At 35.8% G+C, this 21,069-nt stretch carries 18 protein-coding genes; 16 read left to right on the top strand and 2 right to left on the bottom strand.

Annotated elements, in window-relative coordinates:
* The first annotated feature begins 34 nt into the window (after nt 1–34).
* Complete coding sequence (locus tag JCM15579_RS08825) at nt 35–1,936, top strand: amidophosphoribosyltransferase (protein ID WP_054718774.1); 1,902 nt, start codon at nt 35–37, stop codon at nt 1,934–1,936.
* 71 nt (nt 1,937–2,007) lie between these two features.
* Here the strand turns inward: JCM15579_RS08825 and glsB are convergent, their stop codons facing one another.
* Together glsB and glsA are read right to left on the bottom strand one after the other, a co-directional pair.
* A complete protein-coding gene (gene glsB, locus JCM15579_RS08820) occupies nt 2,008–2,988 on the bottom strand; it encodes a glycine N(alpha)-acyltransferase GlsB (protein ID WP_054718771.1) in 981 nt (326 codons plus the stop codon).
* Between the two features lie 126 nt (nt 2,989–3,114).
* A complete protein-coding gene (gene glsA, locus JCM15579_RS08815) occupies nt 3,115–3,945 on the bottom strand; it encodes a lyso-glycine lipid O-acyltransferase GlsA (protein WP_054718768.1) in 831 nt (276 codons plus the stop codon).
* Nucleotides 3,946–4,152: 207 nt separating this feature from the next.
* Between glsA and mraZ the strand changes: the two genes are divergently transcribed.
* The 15 genes from mraZ to JCM15579_RS08740 all read left to right on the top strand — a co-directional run bounded on the left by mraZ (nt 4,153) and on the right by JCM15579_RS08740 (nt 20,893).
* Nucleotides 4,153–4,617, top strand: a complete 465-nt coding sequence (gene mraZ / locus JCM15579_RS08810) for a division/cell wall cluster transcriptional repressor MraZ (RefSeq protein ID WP_054718765.1) — start codon at nt 4,153–4,155, stop codon at nt 4,615–4,617.
* Nucleotides 4,618–4,681: 64 nt separating this feature from the next.
* A complete protein-coding gene (gene rsmH, locus JCM15579_RS08805) occupies nt 4,682–5,584 on the top strand; it encodes a 16S rRNA (cytosine(1402)-N(4))-methyltransferase RsmH (RefSeq protein WP_054718762.1) in 903 nt (300 codons plus the stop codon).
* 4 nt (nt 5,585–5,588) lie between these two features.
* Entirely contained in the window at nt 5,589–5,969 is a 381-nt protein-coding gene (locus JCM15579_RS08800) for an FtsL-like putative cell division protein (RefSeq protein ID WP_054719005.1), read from the top strand.
* A complete protein-coding gene (locus tag JCM15579_RS08795) occupies nt 5,969–8,086 on the top strand; it encodes a PASTA domain-containing penicillin-binding protein (protein WP_054718759.1) in 2,118 nt (705 codons plus the stop codon). Before JCM15579_RS08800 ends, JCM15579_RS08795 begins: the two co-directional genes overlap by 1 nt.
* 10 nt (nt 8,087–8,096) lie before the next feature.
* The gene (locus JCM15579_RS08790) at nt 8,097–9,554 is read left to right on the top strand and encodes a UDP-N-acetylmuramoyl-L-alanyl-D-glutamate--2,6-diaminopimelate ligase (protein WP_054718756.1); all 1,458 of its coding nucleotides are present in this window, start codon (nt 8,097–8,099) and stop codon (nt 9,552–9,554) included.
* A gap of 2 nt (nt 9,555–9,556) precedes the next feature.
* Nucleotides 9,557–10,810, top strand: a complete 1,254-nt coding sequence (gene mraY / locus JCM15579_RS08785; RefSeq protein WP_054718753.1) for a phospho-N-acetylmuramoyl-pentapeptide-transferase — start codon at nt 9,557–9,559, stop codon at nt 10,808–10,810.
* 5 nt (nt 10,811–10,815) lie between these two features.
* Nucleotides 10,816–12,153, top strand: a complete 1,338-nt coding sequence (gene murD, locus JCM15579_RS08780) for a UDP-N-acetylmuramoyl-L-alanine--D-glutamate ligase (protein WP_054719002.1) — start codon at nt 10,816–10,818, stop codon at nt 12,151–12,153.
* Nucleotides 12,154–12,165: 12 nt separating this feature from the next.
* Nucleotides 12,166–13,356: an FtsW/RodA/SpoVE family cell cycle protein gene (locus tag JCM15579_RS08775; protein WP_054718751.1), complete on the top strand. Its 1,191-nt coding sequence runs from the start codon at nt 12,166–12,168 to the stop codon at nt 13,354–13,356.
* The gene (gene murG / locus JCM15579_RS08770) at nt 13,340–14,440 is read left to right on the top strand and encodes an undecaprenyldiphospho-muramoylpentapeptide beta-N-acetylglucosaminyltransferase (protein WP_054718748.1); all 1,101 of its coding nucleotides are present in this window, start codon (nt 13,340–13,342) and stop codon (nt 14,438–14,440) included. Before JCM15579_RS08775 ends, murG begins: the two co-directional genes overlap by 17 nt.
* 1 nt (nt 14,441) lies before the next feature.
* Nucleotides 14,442–15,809, top strand: coding sequence for a UDP-N-acetylmuramate--L-alanine ligase (murC, locus tag JCM15579_RS08765; protein ID WP_054718745.1), 1,368 nt, complete (start codon nt 14,442–14,444; stop codon nt 15,807–15,809).
* A 1-nt stretch (nt 15,810) separates the two neighbouring features.
* Nucleotides 15,811–16,542: a cell division protein FtsQ/DivIB gene (locus JCM15579_RS08760; protein WP_054718742.1), complete on the top strand. Its 732-nt coding sequence runs from the start codon at nt 15,811–15,813 to the stop codon at nt 16,540–16,542.
* 1 nt (nt 16,543) lies between these two features.
* A complete protein-coding gene (gene ftsA / locus JCM15579_RS08755) occupies nt 16,544–17,806 on the top strand; it encodes a cell division protein FtsA (RefSeq protein WP_054718740.1) in 1,263 nt (420 codons plus the stop codon).
* A 32-nt stretch (nt 17,807–17,838) separates the two neighbouring features.
* Nucleotides 17,839–19,143, top strand: a complete 1,305-nt coding sequence (gene ftsZ, locus JCM15579_RS08750; protein WP_054718737.1) for a cell division protein FtsZ — start codon at nt 17,839–17,841, stop codon at nt 19,141–19,143.
* A 54-nt stretch (nt 19,144–19,197) separates the two neighbouring features.
* Complete coding sequence (gene ftsZ / locus JCM15579_RS08745) at nt 19,198–20,421, top strand: cell division protein FtsZ (RefSeq protein WP_054718734.1); 1,224 nt, start codon at nt 19,198–19,200, stop codon at nt 20,419–20,421.
* 25 nt (nt 20,422–20,446) lie between these two features.
* Nucleotides 20,447–20,893, top strand: coding sequence for a GatB/YqeY domain-containing protein (locus JCM15579_RS08740; RefSeq protein ID WP_054718731.1), 447 nt, complete (start codon nt 20,447–20,449; stop codon nt 20,891–20,893).
* The last annotated feature ends 176 nt before the right edge of the window (nt 20,894–21,069 follow it).

The raw sequence follows: 21,069 nt of genomic DNA, 5'->3' as shown, positions 1-21,069 counted from the left end.
AAAACATACTAAATAACCATTTAAGAATAAAAGAATGAGTGACCAATTAAAGCATGAGTGCGGGATAGCAATGATCCGACTGCTTAAACCTCTTGAATACTATAAGGAAAAATATGGATCCTGGCAATATGGTATTCAAAAGCTTTATTTGTTGATGGAAAAACAACACAATAGAGGACAGGAAGGTGCAGGTGTTGTTGGTTTAAAGTTAGATCAGTCTCCTGGAGAAAAGTATATTTCCAGAGAAAGATCGTGTGGCAACCAACCCATTAAGGAAGTTTTCGAAAACATTTATGGAAGATTGCGTGGGGAAGAAAAGAATAATCCTGAAAATTTTAAAGATCCTGTATGGGCAAAGAAAAATTTACCTTTTGCAAGTGAATTGTATTTGGGACATCTGAGATACGGAACCTTTGGACGTAACAGTATTGATTTTGTTCATCCTGTAATGCGTGAAAACAATTGGAAGTCGAGAAATTTAGTATTGGCAGGAAATTTTAATCTTACCAATGTTGATGAGCTTTTTAACCTTTTGGTTGATTTGGGACAGCATCCTAAGGATTATACTGATACGGTTACCATTTTAGAAAAAGTAGGTCACTACTTGGATGAAGAAAATCAAATGTTGTTCCGTCAGTATAAAAATGATGGATATTCAAATAGAGAGATTTCTCCTTTAATTGAAGAAAGCATTGATATTCAAAAAGTTCTTTCAAGTGCAAGTAGATCTTGGGACGGTGGCTATGCAGTTGGAGGTATGTTTGGTCATGGCGATTCGTTTGTAATGCGCGATCCATGGGGAATTCGTCCGGCATTTTATTACCAGGATGATGAAGTTGTTGTAGTTGCCTCGGAAAGGCCAGTAATTCAAACAACATTTAATGTCCGCGCTAATACTATTAAGGAAATTACTCCTGGTAACGCGGTTATTATCAAGAAAGATGGTAAAGTAGAAGAGGTGCCGATTCGTATTCCTCAGAAAAGAAGATCTTGCTCGTTCGAAAGAATTTATTTCTCAAGAGGTAGCGATAAGGATATTTATTTAGAACGAAAGAAATTGGGGCAATTGTTGACTCCTGCAATTCTAGATTCAGTAGATAATGATATCGCAAATACTGTATTTTCTTTTATTCCAAACACAGCAGAAACTGCCTTTTATGGTATGATGGAAGGTGTACGCCAGAATCTGATGGAGAAAAAGAAACAGCAGATTCATGACTTAAATGACAATTGGACTGAGGAGAAATTACAAGAAATTATTTCAGTAGAGCCTCGAGTTGAGAAGATTGCAATTAAGGATGTCAAACTTAGAACTTTCATCACTAACGACGAAGGAAGAGATGATTTGGTTGGTCATGTTTATGATGTTACTTATGGAGTTGTGAAGAATCAAGAAGATAATCTTGTTGTGATTGATGACTCTATTGTTCGTGGTACAACACTTAAGAAAAGTATTTTAAGAATTTTAGACCGTTTGCATCCTAAAAAGATTGTCATTGTTTCCTCAGCTCCGCAAATTCGATATCCAGATTGTTATGGTATTGATATGACTAGAATGGGTGAGTTCATTGCCTTTAACGCAACCATTGCAATGCTTAAGGAGCGTGGAATGGAGCATGTTATTGAAGAGACTTATAAAAAGTGTAAGGCTCAACAAAATCTTCCAAAAGAAGAGATTGTCAATTACGTGAAAGAAATTTACAAACCGTTTACAGCAGAGGAAATTTCAGCAAAAATTGCAGAATTACTTACTCCTGAAGGTATGAATGCTGAAGTACAAATTGTGTATCAATCAGTAGAAAACCTTCATGAGGCATGTCCAGAAAATAATGGAGACTGGTATTTTACTGGAAACTATCCAACTCCAGGTGGAAATAAAGTTGTGAATACTTCATTCATTAACTACGTAGAAGGAAACGATAAAAGATCTTATTAATAAGGTTTTAATATGAAATAGAAAAGCCGATCATTTTTTGATCGGCTTTCTTATTTTATAAGCATTAAGCTTTATTTTTTCTTGAATATTTTAAGATTTGGTTTCTTTGGGAATTTGATGTTCAGAAACGACAAGTAAGATGAAATATGTCTATCTTTTTTGTTTTCGTAAACATCTGCAATGGTAATCATTATCCCTGTTTCTTCCACATCACCAAAATGAGTGTTTACTGCCGTACCAAAGCATTTCATTGTTGGCGATAAGCCCATGTAAGCATTGATAAGTGGAGGAATATTTTCACCGTTCTTTCGAACGTTTTGTGATAGAATTTTATAATTCTCATCGAATGTTTCACCGCAAAAATCTTTAGCCAATTGATCTTCATCCATGTTTGTTTGAAGCGGAGTGGTTGGCCAAGCCAATTTTTCTACATCATTAAACATCTTGTTCATGAAATAAAGAATGTGATTTCTTGCATCTCTATTGAAGTGAGGATACATGGTTACTTTTCCAAAGAAATATTTAATCTCAGGGTAATCAACGATTAAAGCACCAAGTCCATCCCATAAATTATCTAAAGCATATAAGCTTTTTCTGCCTTTCTTTATTGATTGATAATCAGGTTGAACAAAAGAACGGCCAAGTTCAATCATGTGTGGCATATAGTTCTTTTTAAAATCATCTGAGAAGTTAAAAAGTCTTGATGTTGCCAAGTAAGTCTCTCCATTTTCATCAACAGGAGCTTCGCTACATAAAATATAACGGTAACCACCCAAAATTTCCTTGGCTTTTGGATCCCAAACAATTAATTGGTGGTATGGTTTTTCATCGATGTCGAATTTATCGATATCAATCTCTTTACCAGTTCCACCACCAGCTTTTCTAAAAGTAATTTCTCTTAATCGGCCTACTTCCTTCATTAAGTTAGGCGAATCATGATGAGTAAAGCAATAGATTTCATTAGACCCCTTGTTGGTCTTGCGCACAAATCTCTCTTCTGTCAGCTCTTTTTCAAGCAGTTCTCTAGGTACAGGGGGTATAATTTCTTTCATTTTAAAGTGGTGTTAATCCCATACAGGATGATTTTATTTTTGGTTTTAATGGGCAATGAAATTAATCACTAATCGAATCAGATAATACGAATATTATTTAATTTTTGATCAAAGTAATTTTAGCATTTAGTGGTCTGCAAGTTTGTAAGTTTCTTTTTTCATTTTTTCAGCCCACTTATCATACGATAAGCTCTTGTCAAAAGTTTTATAAGAAACAGGTCTTCCAATTCTAACAGTGAAAGTTTTACCTCTTTGCTTAAACAGTTCATTCGGCAAATATAACATTTCCAAATTAGATTTTAATCCAAAGAACTTTCTCAGATTGGCTAAATTGTAGAAAAAGTTGGAGTTTCTACCATCCATGTAAATGGGTACAATATCTCTTTTGTGTTTTATTGCTTTTGAGATAAAACTCTTCTTCCATTCTAAATCTTCAATTTTTCCCTTCTGTTTTCGTGAGACCAAACCGGCAGGAAATGTTAGAATTGTAGCTTCGGATTGATATGCATTCTCCAGTAGAATTGCAGCATTTTTGGCTTGTCCCCCGTGTTTGTTTATTGGAATAAATACATCAGTCAGGTTTTTGATATTCATTAGGATATCATTTACTAAAAACCTTATATTTCCAAATTCTTTCCCAAAAATGCTTATTAGAATAATTCCATCTGGTCCTCCAAGTGGGTGGTTGGAAGCAAATAAATACCTTCCGTTCTTATCGATGTTTTCAAGTCCTTCAACTTTGAATTTGATATCAAGTTCCTCCAAAACACTATCTGCAAATTCAATTCCATGTTTTTGATAGTTTCTAGATAGGAAATCGTTGATCTCATCCTGATGAATAATTCGTTTTAAATATCTTACAATGAAACCAGGAAGAAGTTTTGCTAGCTTTTCGCTTTTGCTTGCAAATACTTTTTCGACATCAATTTTCAAATAATTATCTGAATTACTTTCCATAAAAGTTTAGCATAGATTATTTAGACCAGCAAATATCGCAAATTTATTGCATTGTTAGTCCAATTTTAAGGACATAATAGAACATCCTGAAGAATAAATAATTGTTACAATACAGAAAAGTTATCAACAATACAATAAAAGTGGGAGTATGTGGTTGAAAGTGGGAGTTTTTTTCTCTAATTTTACAATTGTAAATTGATTTTTTTAATGCAAACATTCATAGGTGATTATCAGTGTAAGTTGGACGCAAAAGGACGAGTTTTGTTGCCTTCAGCGTTTCGGAAGCTCCTAAATGGAGATTCTGAGAATCGTTGTGTGCTTAGAAAAAATCTGCATGATAAATGTCTTGATTTGTATCCGATGAAAGAATGGGAAAGACAAATTGAGATGGTTAGAGCCAGAGTAAATACCTTTAATAAAAGACATGCAGCCTTTATGCGTGAATTTTATAGGGGTACGGCTGAGGTTCTTGTTGATAGTAATGGAAGGATTTTAATTCCCAAGAAGTTTTTTGATTTTGCTGGCTTCAAAAAGGATATAACCTTGGCTGGACAGGATGATAAAATTGAAATTTGGGATACCGAATCCTATGAAAAACCAGCATTGTCGGACGATGATTTTAGCAGTCTGGCTAATGAAATTTTAGGAGGGAGTATTAATCCTGATTTATAATTGATTTTGAGAAAAACATTGGTTTTCTTCGCACTTGATTTAAATAGTGATTAAAAGATTAAAAATGAGTGAATATCATATACCAGTTTTGTTGGATGAATGTATTGAAGGATTGAATATCAACCCTGAGGGAATCTATGTGGATTTAACCTTTGGAGGAGGTGGTCATTCAAGAGAGATTTTGAAGCATTTAACTACTGGAAAATTGATTGGTTTTGACCAGGATGAAGATGCTGAAGCCAATGTACCAGATGATGAAAAATTTATTTTCGTACGTCATAATTTCAGATACTTCAAAAACTTTGTAAAGTATCTGGGGTATGAGAAGATTGATGGAATTCTGGCTGACTTAGGAGTTTCTTCTCACGAATTTGATGTGGCGGAACGTGGATTTTCATTTCGTTTCGATGGAGATTTGGATATGAGAATGAACCAGAGTTCTGATTTTACTGCAGCCGATATTCTAAATAATTACGATGTTGAAGATTTGTTTAAAATTTTCAAAATGTATGGAGAGGTGAAAAATCCTGGAAAGTTGGTGAAGTTGATTGAAAATTATCGAAAGGAGAACAATTTTGAAACCATACAGCAGTTTAAAGAAGTGATCTCTCCATGTGTGCCAAAGTTTAAAGATCATAAATATTTGGCCCAGGTTTTTCAGGCATTAAGAATTGAAGTGAACAAGGAGATGGATGTTCTTAAAGAAATGTTGGAACAATGTGCTGATGTGTTGAAGCCGGAAGGTAGATTGGTGGTAATAACATATCACTCGTTAGAGGATCGCTTGGTTAAAAATTACATTCGAGATGGAAAGTTTGAAGGAGGAGCAGAGAAAGATTTTTTTGGAAATGTTCAAACGCCATTGAAGAGTGTAAACAGAAAGGTAATTCTGCCTACTGAAGAAGAAATTGAAAGAAATGGAAGGGCAAGAAGTGCCAAACTAAGAATTGCAAAACCAAATTTATAATAGCATGTTCAGGTTTAGAAAGAAATACAACGATTTTGTGAGTCCTACCAAGGAGCAAAAGGAAATCTCCAGTGCTTCGGTAAAGGATTTTATTGATGGTAGTATTTTGACTAAATCGGCAGTTGTTCAGCAATTGCCATTTGTGCTTTTTTTGGTTGTTCTTGGTATCTTCTATATCAGTAATCGATATAAATCAGAAAAGGTTTATAGAGATATGGTTAGCCTTGAAAAGGAATTGAAAGATTTAAGATTCGAGTCGATTACAACGGCTTCGGATTTAATGTATATGAGTAAACAGTCGGAGGTCTTAAAACGAGTTCAAAAGGAAGGTTTGGGCTTGATTGAATCAACAGAGCCTCCTGTAAAAATTTACATCGATAAATAGTGCCAATAAAAAAGGATATCATATGGCGAGTTGGTTTGGTGTATGCAGTTGTAATGCTTTTTGCATTAATGATTGTAGGACGCGTTGTGACTTTACAATTGTTCGAGGGAGATTACTGGAGAGGAAAAGCTCAAAAGATCTCACAACGTGATGTAACCGTGCATGCCAATCGAGGTGATATATGTGCTGAAGATGGACGTCTTTTGGCAACTTCCTTGCCATACTATCAGTTGAGAATGGATTTTAGAGCTTCCGGATTAACCGACGAAGCTTTTAAATCAAAGGTTGATTCTTTGGCGCTTTGCCTGTCGCAATTTTTCAAAGATAAATCGAAAAATGAGTACCGCCGTTTTCTATGGAATTCAAAATATAAGAAAAAGTCTAACCGATATGTTTTAATAAATCGCCGTAAGGTGAATTACAACGAACTTAAGGTGATTAGAAACTTTCCGTTGTTCCGATTAGGTCAAAACAAAGGCGGTTTAATTTGTGAACAGGAAAATATCAGAAGGCAGCCTCATAGAAATTTAGCTACAAGAACAATTGGTTACCTTAATAAAGAAGAAAATGATGAGCTGATCGGAAGAGTTGGTATGGAAGGTGCTTTTGAGAGTGAGCTTAAAGGTGTTGATGGGGTGAGTATCATGCAAAAAATGTCGGGCAGGTGGTTGCCTGTAAACATGGTGGAACCCAAGGATGGAAATGATCTGATTACAACCATTGATGTAAATTATCAAGATGTGGCAGAATCGGCCTTGTATCATCAATTGGTGAAATATAATGCGCATCATGGATCAGCAATTTTAATGGAGGTAAAGACAGGAGCCATTAAGGCCATTGCCAATATTGGGTATGATGAAAAGAAAAATGTGTATAGTGAGATGTATAACTATGCCATTGGGGAGGCAACCGAACCAGGTTCAACCTTTAAGTTAGCATCTATGATGGCTTTGTTGGAGGATGGTTATGTTGGTCCGATGGATTCGGTTGATACGGGTAATGGAATTTATAGTTTCTACAATGCTAAAATGAGGGATTCACATTACGGAGGATATGGTAAGATAACCGTTCAGGAAGCTTTCGAAAAATCTTCTAATGTTGGGATTTCAAGATTGGTAGATGAACACTATAAAAATAAACCAAGAGAATTTATTAATCGTTTGTACGATTTTCGACTAAATGAACCTCTTGGATTAGAAATTAGAGGTGAAGGTGCACCAAAAATTAAGTATCCTGATGATCCAACCTGGTCCGGAATTTCATTGCCTTGGATGTCAATAGGATATTCGATTCATCAAACGCCTTTGCAGACATTGACTTTTTACAATGCAATTGCAAATGATGGTAAAATGATGAAACCAAAATTTGTGAAGGAGATTAGATATCATGGAGAGGTAATTTCAAAGTTTGATGATGAAGTTTTGAAATCCAAGATTTGTTCAGGGCAAACATTGGAAACCGTCCAAAATATGCTGGAAGGTGTAGTTTTAAGGGGTACTGCTCGAAACTTGAGGAATTCAAGTTATAAAATAGCTGGAAAAACTGGTACAGCGCAAATTGCAGATGGTAAAAAAGGTTACGGTCATAAGGTTTATCAGGCTTCATTCGTGGGCTATTTTCCTGCCGATGATCCAATGTATTCTTGCATTGTAGTAATTAATCGTCCGAATAAGACCAAAGGATTTTATGGGAACCAAGTGGCGGGACCAGTTTTTAAATCAATTGCAGATAAGGTGTATGCGATGAGTTATTCAATGCATCCCGAAAGAGAAAATGAAGATGATGAAGAGCCAAAAGTACCTGTTTCGTTAAATGGAAGCAAAGAGGATTTAGATTTGGTTTTTAATGATTTAAATATTGACATTACAAATCAGGAAATTCAAACGGAATGGGTGGTTACATCTCGTAAAGATTCTGTGATTGAATATAAATACAGAAGAGTGAAAAGCTTTTTGGTTCCAAATGTAAAAGGAATGGGCGTGCAAGACGCATTGTATATATTGGAAAATGCAGGGTTGAGAGTTCATGTTCGTGGAGTTGGTTCAGTTTCCAAGCAATCTTTGCGTCCTGGTAGCAATTTCCATTCAGGAGATGAAATAACGATAGATTTATCTTAAAGAATAAGATATGAGTGTGAAGATAAATGAACTGTTTAGTTCGGTTAAAATAGAAAGCCTAAAAGGGATGAGTGATGTTGAAATCAACAACATTCATTTTGATTCCCGAAAGGTTGAGGAAGGAGATCTTTTTGTAGCTTGCAGAGGAACAGTGAGTGATGGACACCAGTATATTGCATCAGTGGAAGAGAAAGGTGCAAAAGTTATTGTTTGTGAAGAATTACCAGAAGTTACAAATTCTGAAACTACCTATATCATTGTAGAAGATTCATTGGCTGTGTTGTCTGAATTGGCACATAATTACTATGGAAAACCAACACATGATATTCAACTGGTTGGTGTAACAGGTACAAATGGGAAAACAACAATTGCAACATTGTTGTATCGACTTTTCAAAAAGTTAGGGTACAAAGTGGGATTGTTATCAACGGTAAGAAACTATGTAGATGAGAAAGAGATTGTAGCTACTCATACCACTCCAGATCCATTACAATTAAATGCATTACTTGCAGATATGGTTGCTGAAGGGTGTGAATTCTGTTTTATGGAAGTAAGCTCACATGCAATCGATCAAAAACGCATTGGTGCATTGCAATATAAAGGAGGAATATTTACCAATATTACCCATGATCATTTGGATTATCACAAAACATTTGATGCGTACTTGAAAGTGAAGAAGCGCTTTTTTGATGATTTAGGTAAAACATCCTTTGCCATAACAAATGCTGATGATAAGAACGGTAAGTTAATGCTGCAAAATACAAAAGCATATAAGTTTTTGTATTCATCTCGTTCTTTCGCAGATTTTAGATGTAAGATTTTGGAAAAGCATTTTACTGGAATGTTGTTGGAGATCGATGGTGTTGAAACATGGACCAATTTTATTGGAGATTTCAATGCTCATAACCTGTTGGCTGTTTATGCAGCTGCTCGATTGTTGAATCAGGATAAGGAAGAAGTACTTCGCGGAATTAGTGAACTGACTTCAGTGGATGGAAGATTTGAGAGCATCATATCTCCGGAAGGAGTAATGGCTATTGTTGATTATGCACATACACCAGATGCATTGAAAAATGTCTTAGAAACCATAGAAGCATTACGAACCAGAAATGAGCAGGTGATTACTGTTGTTGGGTGTGGAGGCGATAGAGATAAAACCAAGCGACCAATAATGGCAAAAATCAGTGCGAACTTAAGTGATAAGGTAATTTTGACCTCGGATAATCCAAGGTCGGAAGATCCGGATCAGATTATTTCGGATATGAAAGAAGGTGTTGATGCAAGTGACTTGAGAAAAGTTTTAGCAATTACCGATAGAAAAGAAGCCATTCGCACAGCTTGCATGTTGGCTCAAAAAGGAGATATCATCCTGGTAGCTGGAAAAGGTCACGAGGATTATCAGGAAATAAAAGGAGTGAAACATCATTTTGATGATAAAGAAGTAATACAAGAAATTTTTAAACTGTAGGTATGTTTTATTATTTGTTCAGATATTTAAATCAGTTAGATTTTCCAGGTGCTGGAATGTTCGATTACATTTCGTTTCGTGCGTCAATGGCAATTATGTTGTCCTTGTTTATATCAACGGTATTTGGGAAGAAAATTATTTTATTACTTCAAAAACAACAAATCGGTGAAATCGTTCGTGATTTGGGTCTTGCTGGTCAGCTTGAGAAAAAAGGGACTCCAACAATGGGAGGAATTATCATTATCATTTCGATTCTGATTCCTGTTCTACTTTTTGCAAAACTAGAGAACACCTATATCATTTTAATGGTGATTACAACTGTTTGGCTTGGTTTTATTGGTTTTGTTGATGACTACATTAAAGTTTTTAAGAAAGACAAAGAAGGATTAAAAGGGAGGTTCAAGGTTGCGGGGCAGATAGGACTTGGGTTAATTGTTGGCCTTACTCTTTATTTGAGCGATGATGTTGTTATTCGTGAAAAGGCTAGTATTGAAGATATTGGCGTAAAGACTGAATTGGTAGATGAAGGGTTTACTACGGAGAAACCTGGTGTTACAAGACTTACTACTGATGTAAAATCAACAAAAACCACCATCCCATTCTTTAAAAATAATGAGTTTGATTATGAATATCTGGTAAGCTTTGCAGGGGAGCATGCACCTAAATTGGCATGGTTGGTATTTATTGTTATTACCATTTTTATTGTTACTGCCGTTTCAAATGGAGCAAATATTACAGATGGATTGGATGGTTTAGCAACTGGTTCATCTGCAATTATTGGTGCAACACTTGGGATTCTGGCTTATGTGTCTGGGCATGTTGTTTATGCTGATTATTTGAATATCATGTATATCCCAAATTCGGGTGAGTTGGTGGTGTTTATTGCTGCATTTATTGGAGCTACCATTGGTTTCATGTGGTACAATTCATTTCCGGCACAGGTGTTCATGGGCGATACGGGAAGTTTGGCTTTGGGTGGAATTATTGCAGTGTTTGCTATTATCATTCATAAAGAATTGTTGATTCCTATCTTATGTGGAATCTTCTTGGTAGAGAATATTTCAGTAATGATGCAGGTTTCATGGTTTAAATATACCAAGAAGAAATTTGGAGAAGGTCGAAGGATATTTAGAATGGCTCCATTGCATCATCACTATCAAATGAAGGGATATCCAGAGCCAAAAATTGTAACTCGCTTTTGGATTATCGGAATTTTCCTTGCGGTAATCACAATAGTAACACTTAAAATTCGCTAATGTTTATGGCAGGAAGAATTGTGATATTAGGAGCAGGCGAGAGTGGAGTTGGAGCTGCAGTTCTTGCTCAGACAAAAGGATTCGATGTGTTTGTATCTGATCTTGGAAAAATCAGTGATAAGTACAAAAAAGCTCTTCAAGAGTATAAAATTGATTTCGAGGAGGGAAAACATAGCGAAGATAAAATCCTTTCGGCTAGCGAGGTTGTGAAAAGCCCTGGAATTCCAGATACGGCACCTTTAATTATTAGGCTGAAGGAAAAAAGCATTCCTGTTATCTCAGAAATAGAATTTGCAGGAAGATACACTAATGCGAAGATGATTTGCATTACTGGAAGTAATGGTAAAACCACTACAACCTTAATGCTTTATCATATGCTGAAAAAAGCAGGTTTAAATGTTGGTTTGGCTGGTAATGTTGGCGAAAGTTTAGCTTGGCAGGTTGCTGAGAAAAATTTTGATTACTATGTGGTTGAATTGAGCAGTTTTCAATTGGATGGAATGTATCTGTTTAAAGCGGATATCGCGATATTATTAAATATTACACCTGATCATTTAGATCGGTACAATTATAAGATGCAGAACTATATCGATTCGAAGTTTCGCATTGCACAAAATCTTACAGAAAGTGATGCTTTTGTGTATTGTTGCGATGATGAAATCATTCGCAAAGAAATGGAGAATTGGAACTCTAAAGCTCAACTATTTCCTTTTTCAGTTAAAGAAGAACTGAAAGTAGGAGGATGGCTTGAGAACGAATTGTTAACAATTGATTGTAACGAATACAAAATATCTATGGATAAAAAGGATTTATCATTACCTGGGATACACAACGTATATAATTCATTGGCATCAGGAATTGCCGGAAGTGTATTAGGCATTAGAAAAGATGCAATACGTGAGAGTTTAAGCGATTTTCAGGGTGTAAATCACCGATTGGAAAAAATTGTGAAAGTGCGAGGTATTCAATTTATCAATGATTCGAAAGCTACAAACATTAATTCAACCTGGTATGCTTTGGAAAGTATGGAAGATCCGGTAGTTTGGATTGTTGGTGGTGTTGATAAAGGAAATGATTATTCAGTACTTTTTGATTTGGTTGATGAAAAAGTGAAGGCAATTGTATGCTTAGGTATTGATAATGAAAAAATTCATAAAGCTTTTGATGGAAGAGTTGAGACAATTGTTGATGCAGATTCAATGGAAAAGGCTGTGAAATTATCCTATGAAATAGCTAGTAAAGATGAGGTGGTCTTGTTATCACCGGCTTGTGCAAGCTTCGATTTGTTTAAATCATATGAAGACAGAGGAGATCAATTTAAAGAAGAAGTAAGAAATTTGTAAAAGGAATAGTTTATGCAAAACTGGCTGGCAAGAATATGGAACTGGATTAAGAATCCTAAACTTAGAGGCGATAAAGTGATTTGGATTGTTATTTTGCTTTTGTCTTTGGTTTCGTTGCTGGTGGTTTATAGCTCAACTGGGACTTTGGCTTATAAAGTTCGTGGAGGAAACACATCTTATTTTTTGATAAAACAATTGGTTTTGCTGGGTGGATGTTTTGTGATCATGTACTTTGTACATGCCATGCCACACCGCTATTATTCCAGTTTTGCAAATATTATTCTAATAATATCTGTTGGAATGCTAATACTGGCCAAACTAATTGGTACGAATTTGAATGATGCTTCCCGATGGATTACAATTCCCGGTATTGGATTTAATTTTCAACCCTCGGAATTGGCAAAGCTGGCTTTAATATTACATGTTTCAAGAACTTTATCGAGGTTTCAAGGAACGTTAGGGTGTAGTAAAGAAGCTTTTATTCAGCTAATTATTCCAATAGGAATAGTTTGTTTTCTGATATTTTTAGATGACTTTTCTACCTCTGTATTATTAGGAGGTATCTGTTATATTTTGATGTTTATAGGTCGTGTAGCTTATAAATATTTGTTTGGCAGTATTGCTGCAGTTTTGCTGGTTTTGGTATTGTTGATTGCATTGGCTCCGGTAATTCCTAGTTTGGGACGTGTTCAAACAGTTCGTAGCAGAATCGAGAATTTCTTCGATGAAGAACGAAGCATAAACAACAATCAAAACTACCAGGTTGAACAAGCAAAAATTGCAGTGGTTTCGGGTGGTATTTTTGGTAAAATGCCTGGCAATAGTACACAACGAAATTTTTTACCACATCCATATTCCGATTTTATTTATGCCATTATACTCGAGGAAATGGGATGGATTGGAGGATTTGGAATTCTTGTCTTATATCTGTTTTTACTGTATCGGGCTGGAATAATAGTTCGGAAATGTAGTAGAACATTTCCCGCATTTTTGGTCATAGGTTTAACCTTAAGTATCGTTTTTCAGGCTTTGACAAATATGGCTGTTTCGGTGAATTTAATTCCTGTAACAGGTCAGCCATTGCCTTTGGTCAGTATGGGAGGAACCTCCTTGATATTTACAAGTGCTGCTCTCGGTATGATATTAAGTATCAGTAATTGGGCAAACGAAGAAGAAAAAAGATTGAATGAAGCAGAAAATTAAAATAATAGTTAGCGGAGGAGGAACCGGAGGACATATCTATCCGGCCATTTCTATTGCCAATGCCTTAAAGCAAAAACATCAGGATTGTGAAATTTTGTTTGTGGGAGCCGAAGGTAAAATGGAAATGGAAAAAGTTCCTGCCGCTGGATACGATATTGTAGGGTTGCCAATTCGTGGCTTACAGCGAAGTTTTTCAAAAGAGAATTTGAAGTTTTTCTCGCGCTTATTGAAAAGCATTTGGAAGGCAAAGGCCATTGTAAAAGGATTTAAGCCCGATGCTGTAGTTGGAGTAGGTGGTTATGCCAGTGGTCCATTATTGCATGTGGCTGCAAAACTAGGTGTACCTGCATTAATTCAGGAACAAAATTCCTATGCCGGGATCACTAATAAATTACTAGCTAAAAAGGCTAAAAAAATTTGTGTTGCTTACGAAGGGATGGATCGATTCTTTCCCAAAGAGAAGATTGTGATGACAGGGAATCCTGTTCGTAAGGATTTGATGGAAATTGAATCGAAAAGAGAGGAAGCCTTAAAGCATTTTGACTTGAAGTCTGATAAAAAAACAATTTTGATTGTTGGGGGAAGTTTGGGCGCAAGAACAATAAACAATAGTGTTTTAAATTCACTTGATGCCATTTCTCAATCAGGAGTTCAGGTGATTTGGCAAACTGGTAAGTTTTATATAGAAAAAGTGAAGACGGAACTGGATAATTGGGATTTGCCTAATTTAAGGGTTACTGATTTTTTGAGCCGTATGGATTTGGCTTATGCAGCTGCAGATATTGTAATTTCAAGAGCAGGAGCAGGAACTATTTCTGAATTGTGCTTGGTTGAGAAAGCATGTATTTTGGTGCCTTCGCCTAATGTATCAGAAGATCACCAAACCAAAAATGCGATGGCATTGGTAAATAAAGATGCAGCTGTGATGGTGAAAGATATAGAGGCCGAAGAGAATTTAATTCCACAGGCATTGGAATTGATAGATGATAAAGAAAAATGTGCACGCTTGGCTAAGAACTGTAAGTTATTGGCCAAACCAGATGCAGCAGATGATATAGCAGAACACATTTTAGCAATGATTTAATATGAAGTTAGAAGATTTTAAAAATATTTATTTCGTTGGTATCGGTGGAATTGGTATGAGTGCAATTGCACGCTATTTTCATTCCATTGGCAAAAATGTGTTTGGATATGATAGAACATCTACCAAACTAACAGGTGAACTGATTGAAGAAGGTATTAATATTACTTTCGAAGATGATTTGGATACAATACCAAATGAATTTCTGAATAAGGAAAATACTTTGATAGTATTTACTCCTGCCATTCCAAAAGATCATCAGCAATTGAGTTATTTCAGATTGAATAGATTTACCATTATGAAACGATCTCAGGTTTTGGGTTTGCTTTCAGATGATTTAAATGGAATTGGAATTGCAGGGACTCATGGGAAAACGACGGTTTCAACCATAACAGCTCATATTTTTAACAAGTCAAAAATGGGTTGTAATGCATTTTTGGGAGGTATCTCACGAAACTATCAATCAAATCTTTTATTGAGTAAAGATAGTCCATGGGTAATTCTGGAAGCTGACGAGTTTGATCGATCTTTTTTGCAATTGCATCCTAAAATTGCATTGATTACATCAATGGATGCTGATCATTTGGATATTTACGGCGATAAATCAGAATTGGTAAAGAGTTTTCAGGAATATGCCGGTCAAATAAAACAGGATGGAATATTAGTGCATAAAAAAGGTTTACATTTAGAGGATATTGAGGTTGAAAAGTACACCTATTCACTGAATGAAGTTGCAGATTTTTATGCCAAAAATCTAACACTTGTTGAAGGATTCTATCAGTTTGACTTGGTTCATCCGTATGGAGTATTTGAAAAGTTAAAATTCTCTTATCCAGGAAAGATTAATGTTGAAAATGCAATAGGTGCTTGTAGTGTTGCTATTCTTGGTGGAGTGGAGGAAGATGAAATCAGAACTGCATTGTCTTCATTTGAGGGGGTTAGAAGAAGATTTGATTATCAAATTAGAAAAGACAATTTGGTCTTTATTGATGATTATGCACATCACCCAAAGGAGTTGAAAGAAAGCATATCATCGGTTAGAGATATTTATCCAAATAAGAAAATAACAGGAATCTTTCAGCCGCATTTATATACCAGAACCAGGGATTTTGCAGAAGGATTTGCAAAAAGTTTAAGCCTTTTGGATGAAGTAATCTTGTTGGATATTTATCCTGCAAGAGAATTACCAATTGAAGGCGTAAACTCCAGAATGATCATGAAAAATATTACAGTTCCTGTGCGTATTTGTACAAAAGAGGAATTGATTGATTTGCTGAAACAAAAGGATTTGGAAGTGCTTTTAACTTTAGGGGCTGGAGATATAGATAAGCTGGTAGAACCAATTAAAAATATGTTGATAGAAAAACAATAACATGCTTAGAAAAATTACTGTCATATTAATTTGGGTATCATTGCTGGGATATTTATTGGTAAGCTTCTCGTTTGTAGGTGAGAAAAGAGATGCCATTGTCCTAAATGATATAAAAGTTAAGGTGAAAGATAGTGTAGACAGTGGTTTTGTAAGTAATAAAGATGTAGAGACAATTGTAAAAAAGCAGTATCCAGATTGGGAAGGAAACTCTGTTTATGCAATAAATAAGGAAGTTTTGGAGGATAAGATCAATCAGGTTCCATATGTGAAAAAGTCGGAGGTTTATTCTTCACTTTCGGGAAATCTGATTGTTGAAATTCATCAGAGAAATCCTATTGTTCGTATTTTACAGGGAAGAGGATATTATATTGATGAGGAAGGAAAGAAAATGCCATTATCCCCTAAATTTACATCAAGGGTTTTGGTGGTTTCGGGGGCAGTAAATGAGCTGTTGATAAAAGAAGAGCTTTTTGATTTGGTAAAATTTATTACAAATGATGAATTTTGGAAGTCGCAAATAACTCAAATACATGTAACCCGTGAGAAAGAGTATGTTTTAGTACCTCGCGTTGGAGCACATAAAATTGAGTTGGGAAGCATTGAAAATTATCAGAAGAAATTCAAAAAATTGTATGCTTTGTACACCGATGGATTTGCAAAAACCGGGTGGAACAGATACAAAAGAATCAACCTGAAGTACGAAAATCAGGTGGTTTGTACAAAAAAGAACTAGAATGGTTGGGACGAATAATATAATAGCCGCAATTGATATAGGGACAACAAAAATTGTTGCCATACTTGGAGAGGTTTCTGATGACGGAAAACTTACCATATTGGGTATGGAGCGTACTGTTTCTAAAGGTGTAAAGCGTGGAGTAATTCATGATATTGAACTTACAATCGAGGCTATTAATGAAGCTGTAGCTCGTTTGAAAGAAAAAGCCAATAAGGAAATTTCCAAAGTTTATGTAGGAATTGCCGGACAGCATATTCGTATAGTTAAAGAGAGGAAATTTAAGTATATAGAAAATTCGGTTGAAGAAATTACTAAGGAAGATATAGAGCAAATTACCAATGAGAACTACAAGCATCCTGTTGAAATTGGTGAGCAAATCTTACATGTAATTCCTCAAGAATTTGTTGTTGATAAGGAGGTTGGAATAAAGAACCCTCTTGGAATGGCAGGACGAAGGTTAGATGGTCATTTCAATATTATAATTGGGAGAACTGCTTCCGCCAGAAACATCGAAAAATGTGTTCGCGAAGTTGGATTGGATGTAGAAGAATTGGTTCTGGAGCCTTTGGCTTCATCCTTGGCAGTTCTAACCAAGGAAGAGAAAGAGGCTGGAGTTGTACTTGTCGATATAGGTGGTGGAACCACGGATGTAACCGTTTATTTTGATGGCGTTTTAAAGCATGCTTCGGTCATTCCTTTTGGTGGAGATCATGTAACCAGAGATATAAAAGAGGCATGTTCGGTACTTTTAAGACAGGCCGAGGCATTAAAAGTGCAGTTTGGTGAAGCTGTGGCTGATATGACTTCAGATGATAAAGTAGTTACTATTCCTGCTGGCGGAGGATGGGACGAGAAAGACATATCTTTTAAGTTTCTTGCGCAAATTATCCAGTGTAGAATGGAGGAAATCATTGATTCAGTTAAATTTCAGGTTGAATCAACAGGATTAAAAGATAAAATTGGAGCTGGAATTGTGTTAACTGGTGGCGGAAGTTTACTAACCAATCTAAATGTTTTAACACAACAAAGAACGAATTTGGATGTAAGAATAGGATTCCCTAGAAATTCAAAAGTTAATTTTGATGAGAATATTGATCATCCAATGTATTCAACCTCTATTGGTCTTTTATTAAAAGGCATGGAAAAACCCAAAACAAAGCCTTTGGAAAAGACCGATTTAAATGGAAATAGACCAAAAAAGAAAAGAGGAATTACAGCATTCCTAGGATCTTTATTTGATACCCATGATGTGGATATGTAAAAAACTTATTGTAACCCTAATACTGTGAGATCATGATTGACGAATTATTACCGGTTGATTTTGAACCAAAAGAAAAATCCATAATTAAAGTAATTGGTGTCGGTGGCGGAGGAGGAAACGCCGTCAATCACATGCTAAGAGAAGGAATTACAGGGGTTGATTTTGTAGTTTGTAATACTGATTCACAAGCACTCGAAAATAGTCCTGTCCCAATTAAAGTTCAGTTGGGAAAATCGCTAACCGAAGGAAGAGGAGCAGGAAATAAACCTGAACGTGGTAGAGAGTCTGCAATCGAAAGTTTAGATGATATTAATAAGGTTTTGAGTGAAAAAACTAAAATGGTTTTTGTAACTGCTGGTATGGGTGGAGGAACCGGTACCGGTGCTGCACCTATTATTGCGGAAGCTGCTCGCCAACAAGATGTGCTTACGGTAGGAATTGTTACAATACCTTTTAGATTTGAAGGAAAGAAAAGAATTCAACAGGCTTTGGAAGGAATTGAAAACCTTGAAAAGCATGTTGATGCATTGTTGATTATTAACAATGAAAAGTTGAGGTTAATGTATGGAGATTTAAAACTTTCTGAAGCATTTGCCGAAGCTGATAATGTCCTTTCAGTAGCTGCAAAAAGTATCGCTGAAATTATAACTGTTGCTGGATACGTAAATGTCGATTTTGCTGATGTTGAAACAGTAATGAGAAATAGTGGTGTGGCTGTAATGGGATCCGCTAAGGCTTCGGGGCCTGATAGATCAATTCGAGCTATCGAAGAAGCTTTAACATCACCTCTTTTAAATAGCAATAATATTGTTGGAGCTCGAAATATTCTTTTGAATATTATTTCGGGTGATGAAGAAGTTACCATGCAGGAGGTGAGTCAGATTACCGATTATGTGCAGGATGTTGTTGGAGATGATGTGAGTGTAATCTGGGGAAATGGTTACAATGAGAAAATGGGAGACGAATTAAGCGTTACCATCATTGCAACTGGATTTTCAGAAAATCCTATTCCAGAATTGATGATTGAACCAAGAAAAAGAGCTGAGGATGCTCCTAAATTGGAATTAATCATTGAAAATCCGGCTGCGGAAGAAGAAAAAGCAGCTGCAAAAAGAAGAGAAGAAATTCAGCGTCGCGAGGAATTAATGCGTAAACGCTCTGAGGAAGAAAAAGAAGAAATTTTTGAAGTGAAAAGAAATGTCAAATCAGAGTCTATTCCAAATTATCAGAATGAAATTAAAGAAGTAGAGGATGATGAGGAAGAACAGGATAGCTTAAATGGTTGGTTTAAGAAAAGTTTCTCAAATATATTTGATAACAAGGATACTCCTATGTAGGCTCAATAATTTGATATTGTGATTATAAATTCGGAGAGATTAGAAGTATAAAAAATGGCAGAAGATTTAATTGATTTTAGCTTACCCGAGAATGAATCATCAATTATAAAGGTAATTGGTGTTGGCGGAGGTGGTGGTAATGCTGTAAATTACATGTTTCAGCAAGGAATTAAGGATGTAGATTTCGTAATTTGCAATACCGATGCACAGGCTTTGGAGAATAGTGAAATACCTGTTAAAATTCAATTGGGCGAATCGTTAACTGAAGGTAGAGGAGCCGGAAATAAACCTGAACGAGGAGCACAATCGGCTATTGAAAATATTGATGATGTTAATGAAGTATTAGCCGATAATACCAAAATGGTTTTCATTACTGCAGGAATGGGTGGAGGAACCGGAACAGGTGCTGCTCCAGTAATTGCCAAAGCTGCAAAAGAACAAGGAATTTTGACAGTAGGAATTGTAACCATTCCTTTCCGTTTTGAAGGTCGTCAAAGGTTGAATCAAGCAATTGAGGGGATTAATAAATTAAAAGAAAATGTAGACTCATTATTGGTGATTAATAATGAGAAATTGAGTGAAATATACGGAGATTTAAAGCTTTCAACTGCCTTTGCCAAAGCAGATGATGTATTGGCAACAGCAGCCAAAGGAATTGCCGAAATTATTACCTTACATGGATACATTAACGTGGATTTTGAAGATGTAAAAACGGTAATGACTGATAGTGGTGTTGCTGTTATGGGATCAGCCTCGGCAGAAGGTGAAGACCGATCAGTAAATGCCATTCGAGAAGCATTAACATCTCCTTTATTGAATAGCAACGATGTTCGTGGAGCTCGAAATATTCTTTTGAATATTAGCTCTGGAGAAGAGGAAGTTACCATGGACGAGGTTGGTGAAATTACGGATTACGTTCAGGAAGCGGTTGGCGACAGCGCATCTATTATTTGGGGAACAGGTCAGGATTTAGCATTAGGAAAGAAAGTATCTGTTACCATTATTGCCACAGGATTTGAAAATGGTGGAATAACTGAGGAAATTGAAAAACCAAAAGCGACTGCATTTAGAGGTGGAAGAGGTACAGCTCAGCAAACTAAAATGTCGTTGGAAGAGGAACCAATAGTTGAGGAAAAAAAGGTGGTTCTAACGGATTTAAAGGATGCAGAAATTGATGAGTTCGAAAGTATTCCTGCATACAAACGCAAACAACAGAAACTAGATCAAAAACGTTATCATTCAGGAAATGTGATTAAATTTACTCTGGATGATGAATAAACGAATTTTGATAAAATAAAATATTATGAGCTTACTTGAACAAATTAATGCAGATATGAAATCTGCAATGAAAGCAAAAGAAAAAGATAAGTTACAGGCAATAAGATCTGCAAAAACTGCTCTTACACTTGAAATGACTAAAACAGGAGCTTCGGAAATTGAAGATGCGGCAGCTGTTAAGATCATTCAGAAGTTGGTGAAGCAACGTAAAGATGCGGCTGATACCTATAAGGAGGGTGGAAGAGAAGATTTGGCTGATACGGAATTGCTTGAAATGAGTTTTCTTGAAGTGTATCTGCCAGCTCAAATGAACGATGAGGAATTGACTGCAGCAGTTCAAAAAATTATTGCTGATACAGGAGCTTCATCAATGAAAGAAATGGGAAAAGTAATGGGAATGGCTACAAAACAATTGGCAGGTAAAGCCGATGGTAAAGCCGTTGCTGATAAGGTAAAAGCTTTACTTTCGTAAATTCTTTTATTGTACGATATTGAAAAAGAGTTGTCTTTTGTTGACAGCTCTTTTTTCGTGGAATGAACTTTTAACATCTATTAAAGAGCAATTTATTCATTGTTGACGATATGATTTACGGATAAATGTACGTGTCTTAACCCTAGGTGAATAGCTTCATCAGCTTCATTACTTAA

The sequence above is a fragment of the Marinifilum fragile JCM 15579 genome, assembly GCF_001310955.1.
Classification (GTDB): Bacteria; Bacteroidota; Bacteroidia; order Bacteroidales; family Marinifilaceae; genus Marinifilum; species Marinifilum fragile.
The sequence above is the reverse complement of the archived record's forward strand: the minus strand, read 5'-3'. Positions and strand labels throughout refer to the sequence as shown.

Coding starts and splice junctions, on each gene's coding strand:
- JCM15579_RS08825 (WP_054718774.1), top strand. CDS start 35: ATGAGTGACCAATTAAAGCATGAGTGCGGGATAGCAATGATCCGACTG.
- glsB (WP_054718771.1), bottom strand. CDS start 2,988: ATGAAAGAAATTATACCCCCTGTACCTAGAGAACTGCTTGAAAAAGAG.
- glsA (WP_054718768.1), bottom strand. CDS start 3,945: ATGGAAAGTAATTCAGATAATTATTTGAAAATTGATGTCGAAAAAGTA.
- mraZ (WP_054718765.1), top strand. CDS start 4,153: ATGCAAACATTCATAGGTGATTATCAGTGTAAGTTGGACGCAAAAGGA.
- rsmH (WP_054718762.1), top strand. CDS start 4,682: ATGAGTGAATATCATATACCAGTTTTGTTGGATGAATGTATTGAAGGA.
- JCM15579_RS08800 (WP_054719005.1), top strand. CDS start 5,589: ATGTTCAGGTTTAGAAAGAAATACAACGATTTTGTGAGTCCTACCAAG.
- JCM15579_RS08790 (WP_054718756.1), top strand. CDS start 8,097: ATGAGTGTGAAGATAAATGAACTGTTTAGTTCGGTTAAAATAGAAAGC.
- mraY (WP_054718753.1), top strand. CDS start 9,557: ATGTTTTATTATTTGTTCAGATATTTAAATCAGTTAGATTTTCCAGGT.
- murD (WP_054719002.1), top strand. CDS start 10,816: ATGGCAGGAAGAATTGTGATATTAGGAGCAGGCGAGAGTGGAGTTGGA.
- JCM15579_RS08775 (WP_054718751.1), top strand. CDS start 12,166: ATGCAAAACTGGCTGGCAAGAATATGGAACTGGATTAAGAATCCTAAA.
- murG (WP_054718748.1), top strand. CDS start 13,340: ATGAAGCAGAAAATTAAAATAATAGTTAGCGGAGGAGGAACCGGAGGA.
- murC (WP_054718745.1), top strand. CDS start 14,442: ATGAAGTTAGAAGATTTTAAAAATATTTATTTCGTTGGTATCGGTGGA.
- JCM15579_RS08760 (WP_054718742.1), top strand. CDS start 15,811: ATGCTTAGAAAAATTACTGTCATATTAATTTGGGTATCATTGCTGGGA.
- ftsA (WP_054718740.1), top strand. CDS start 16,544: ATGGTTGGGACGAATAATATAATAGCCGCAATTGATATAGGGACAACA.
- ftsZ (WP_054718737.1), top strand. CDS start 17,839: ATGATTGACGAATTATTACCGGTTGATTTTGAACCAAAAGAAAAATCC.
- ftsZ (WP_054718734.1), top strand. CDS start 19,198: ATGGCAGAAGATTTAATTGATTTTAGCTTACCCGAGAATGAATCATCA.
- JCM15579_RS08740 (WP_054718731.1), top strand. CDS start 20,447: ATGAGCTTACTTGAACAAATTAATGCAGATATGAAATCTGCAATGAAA.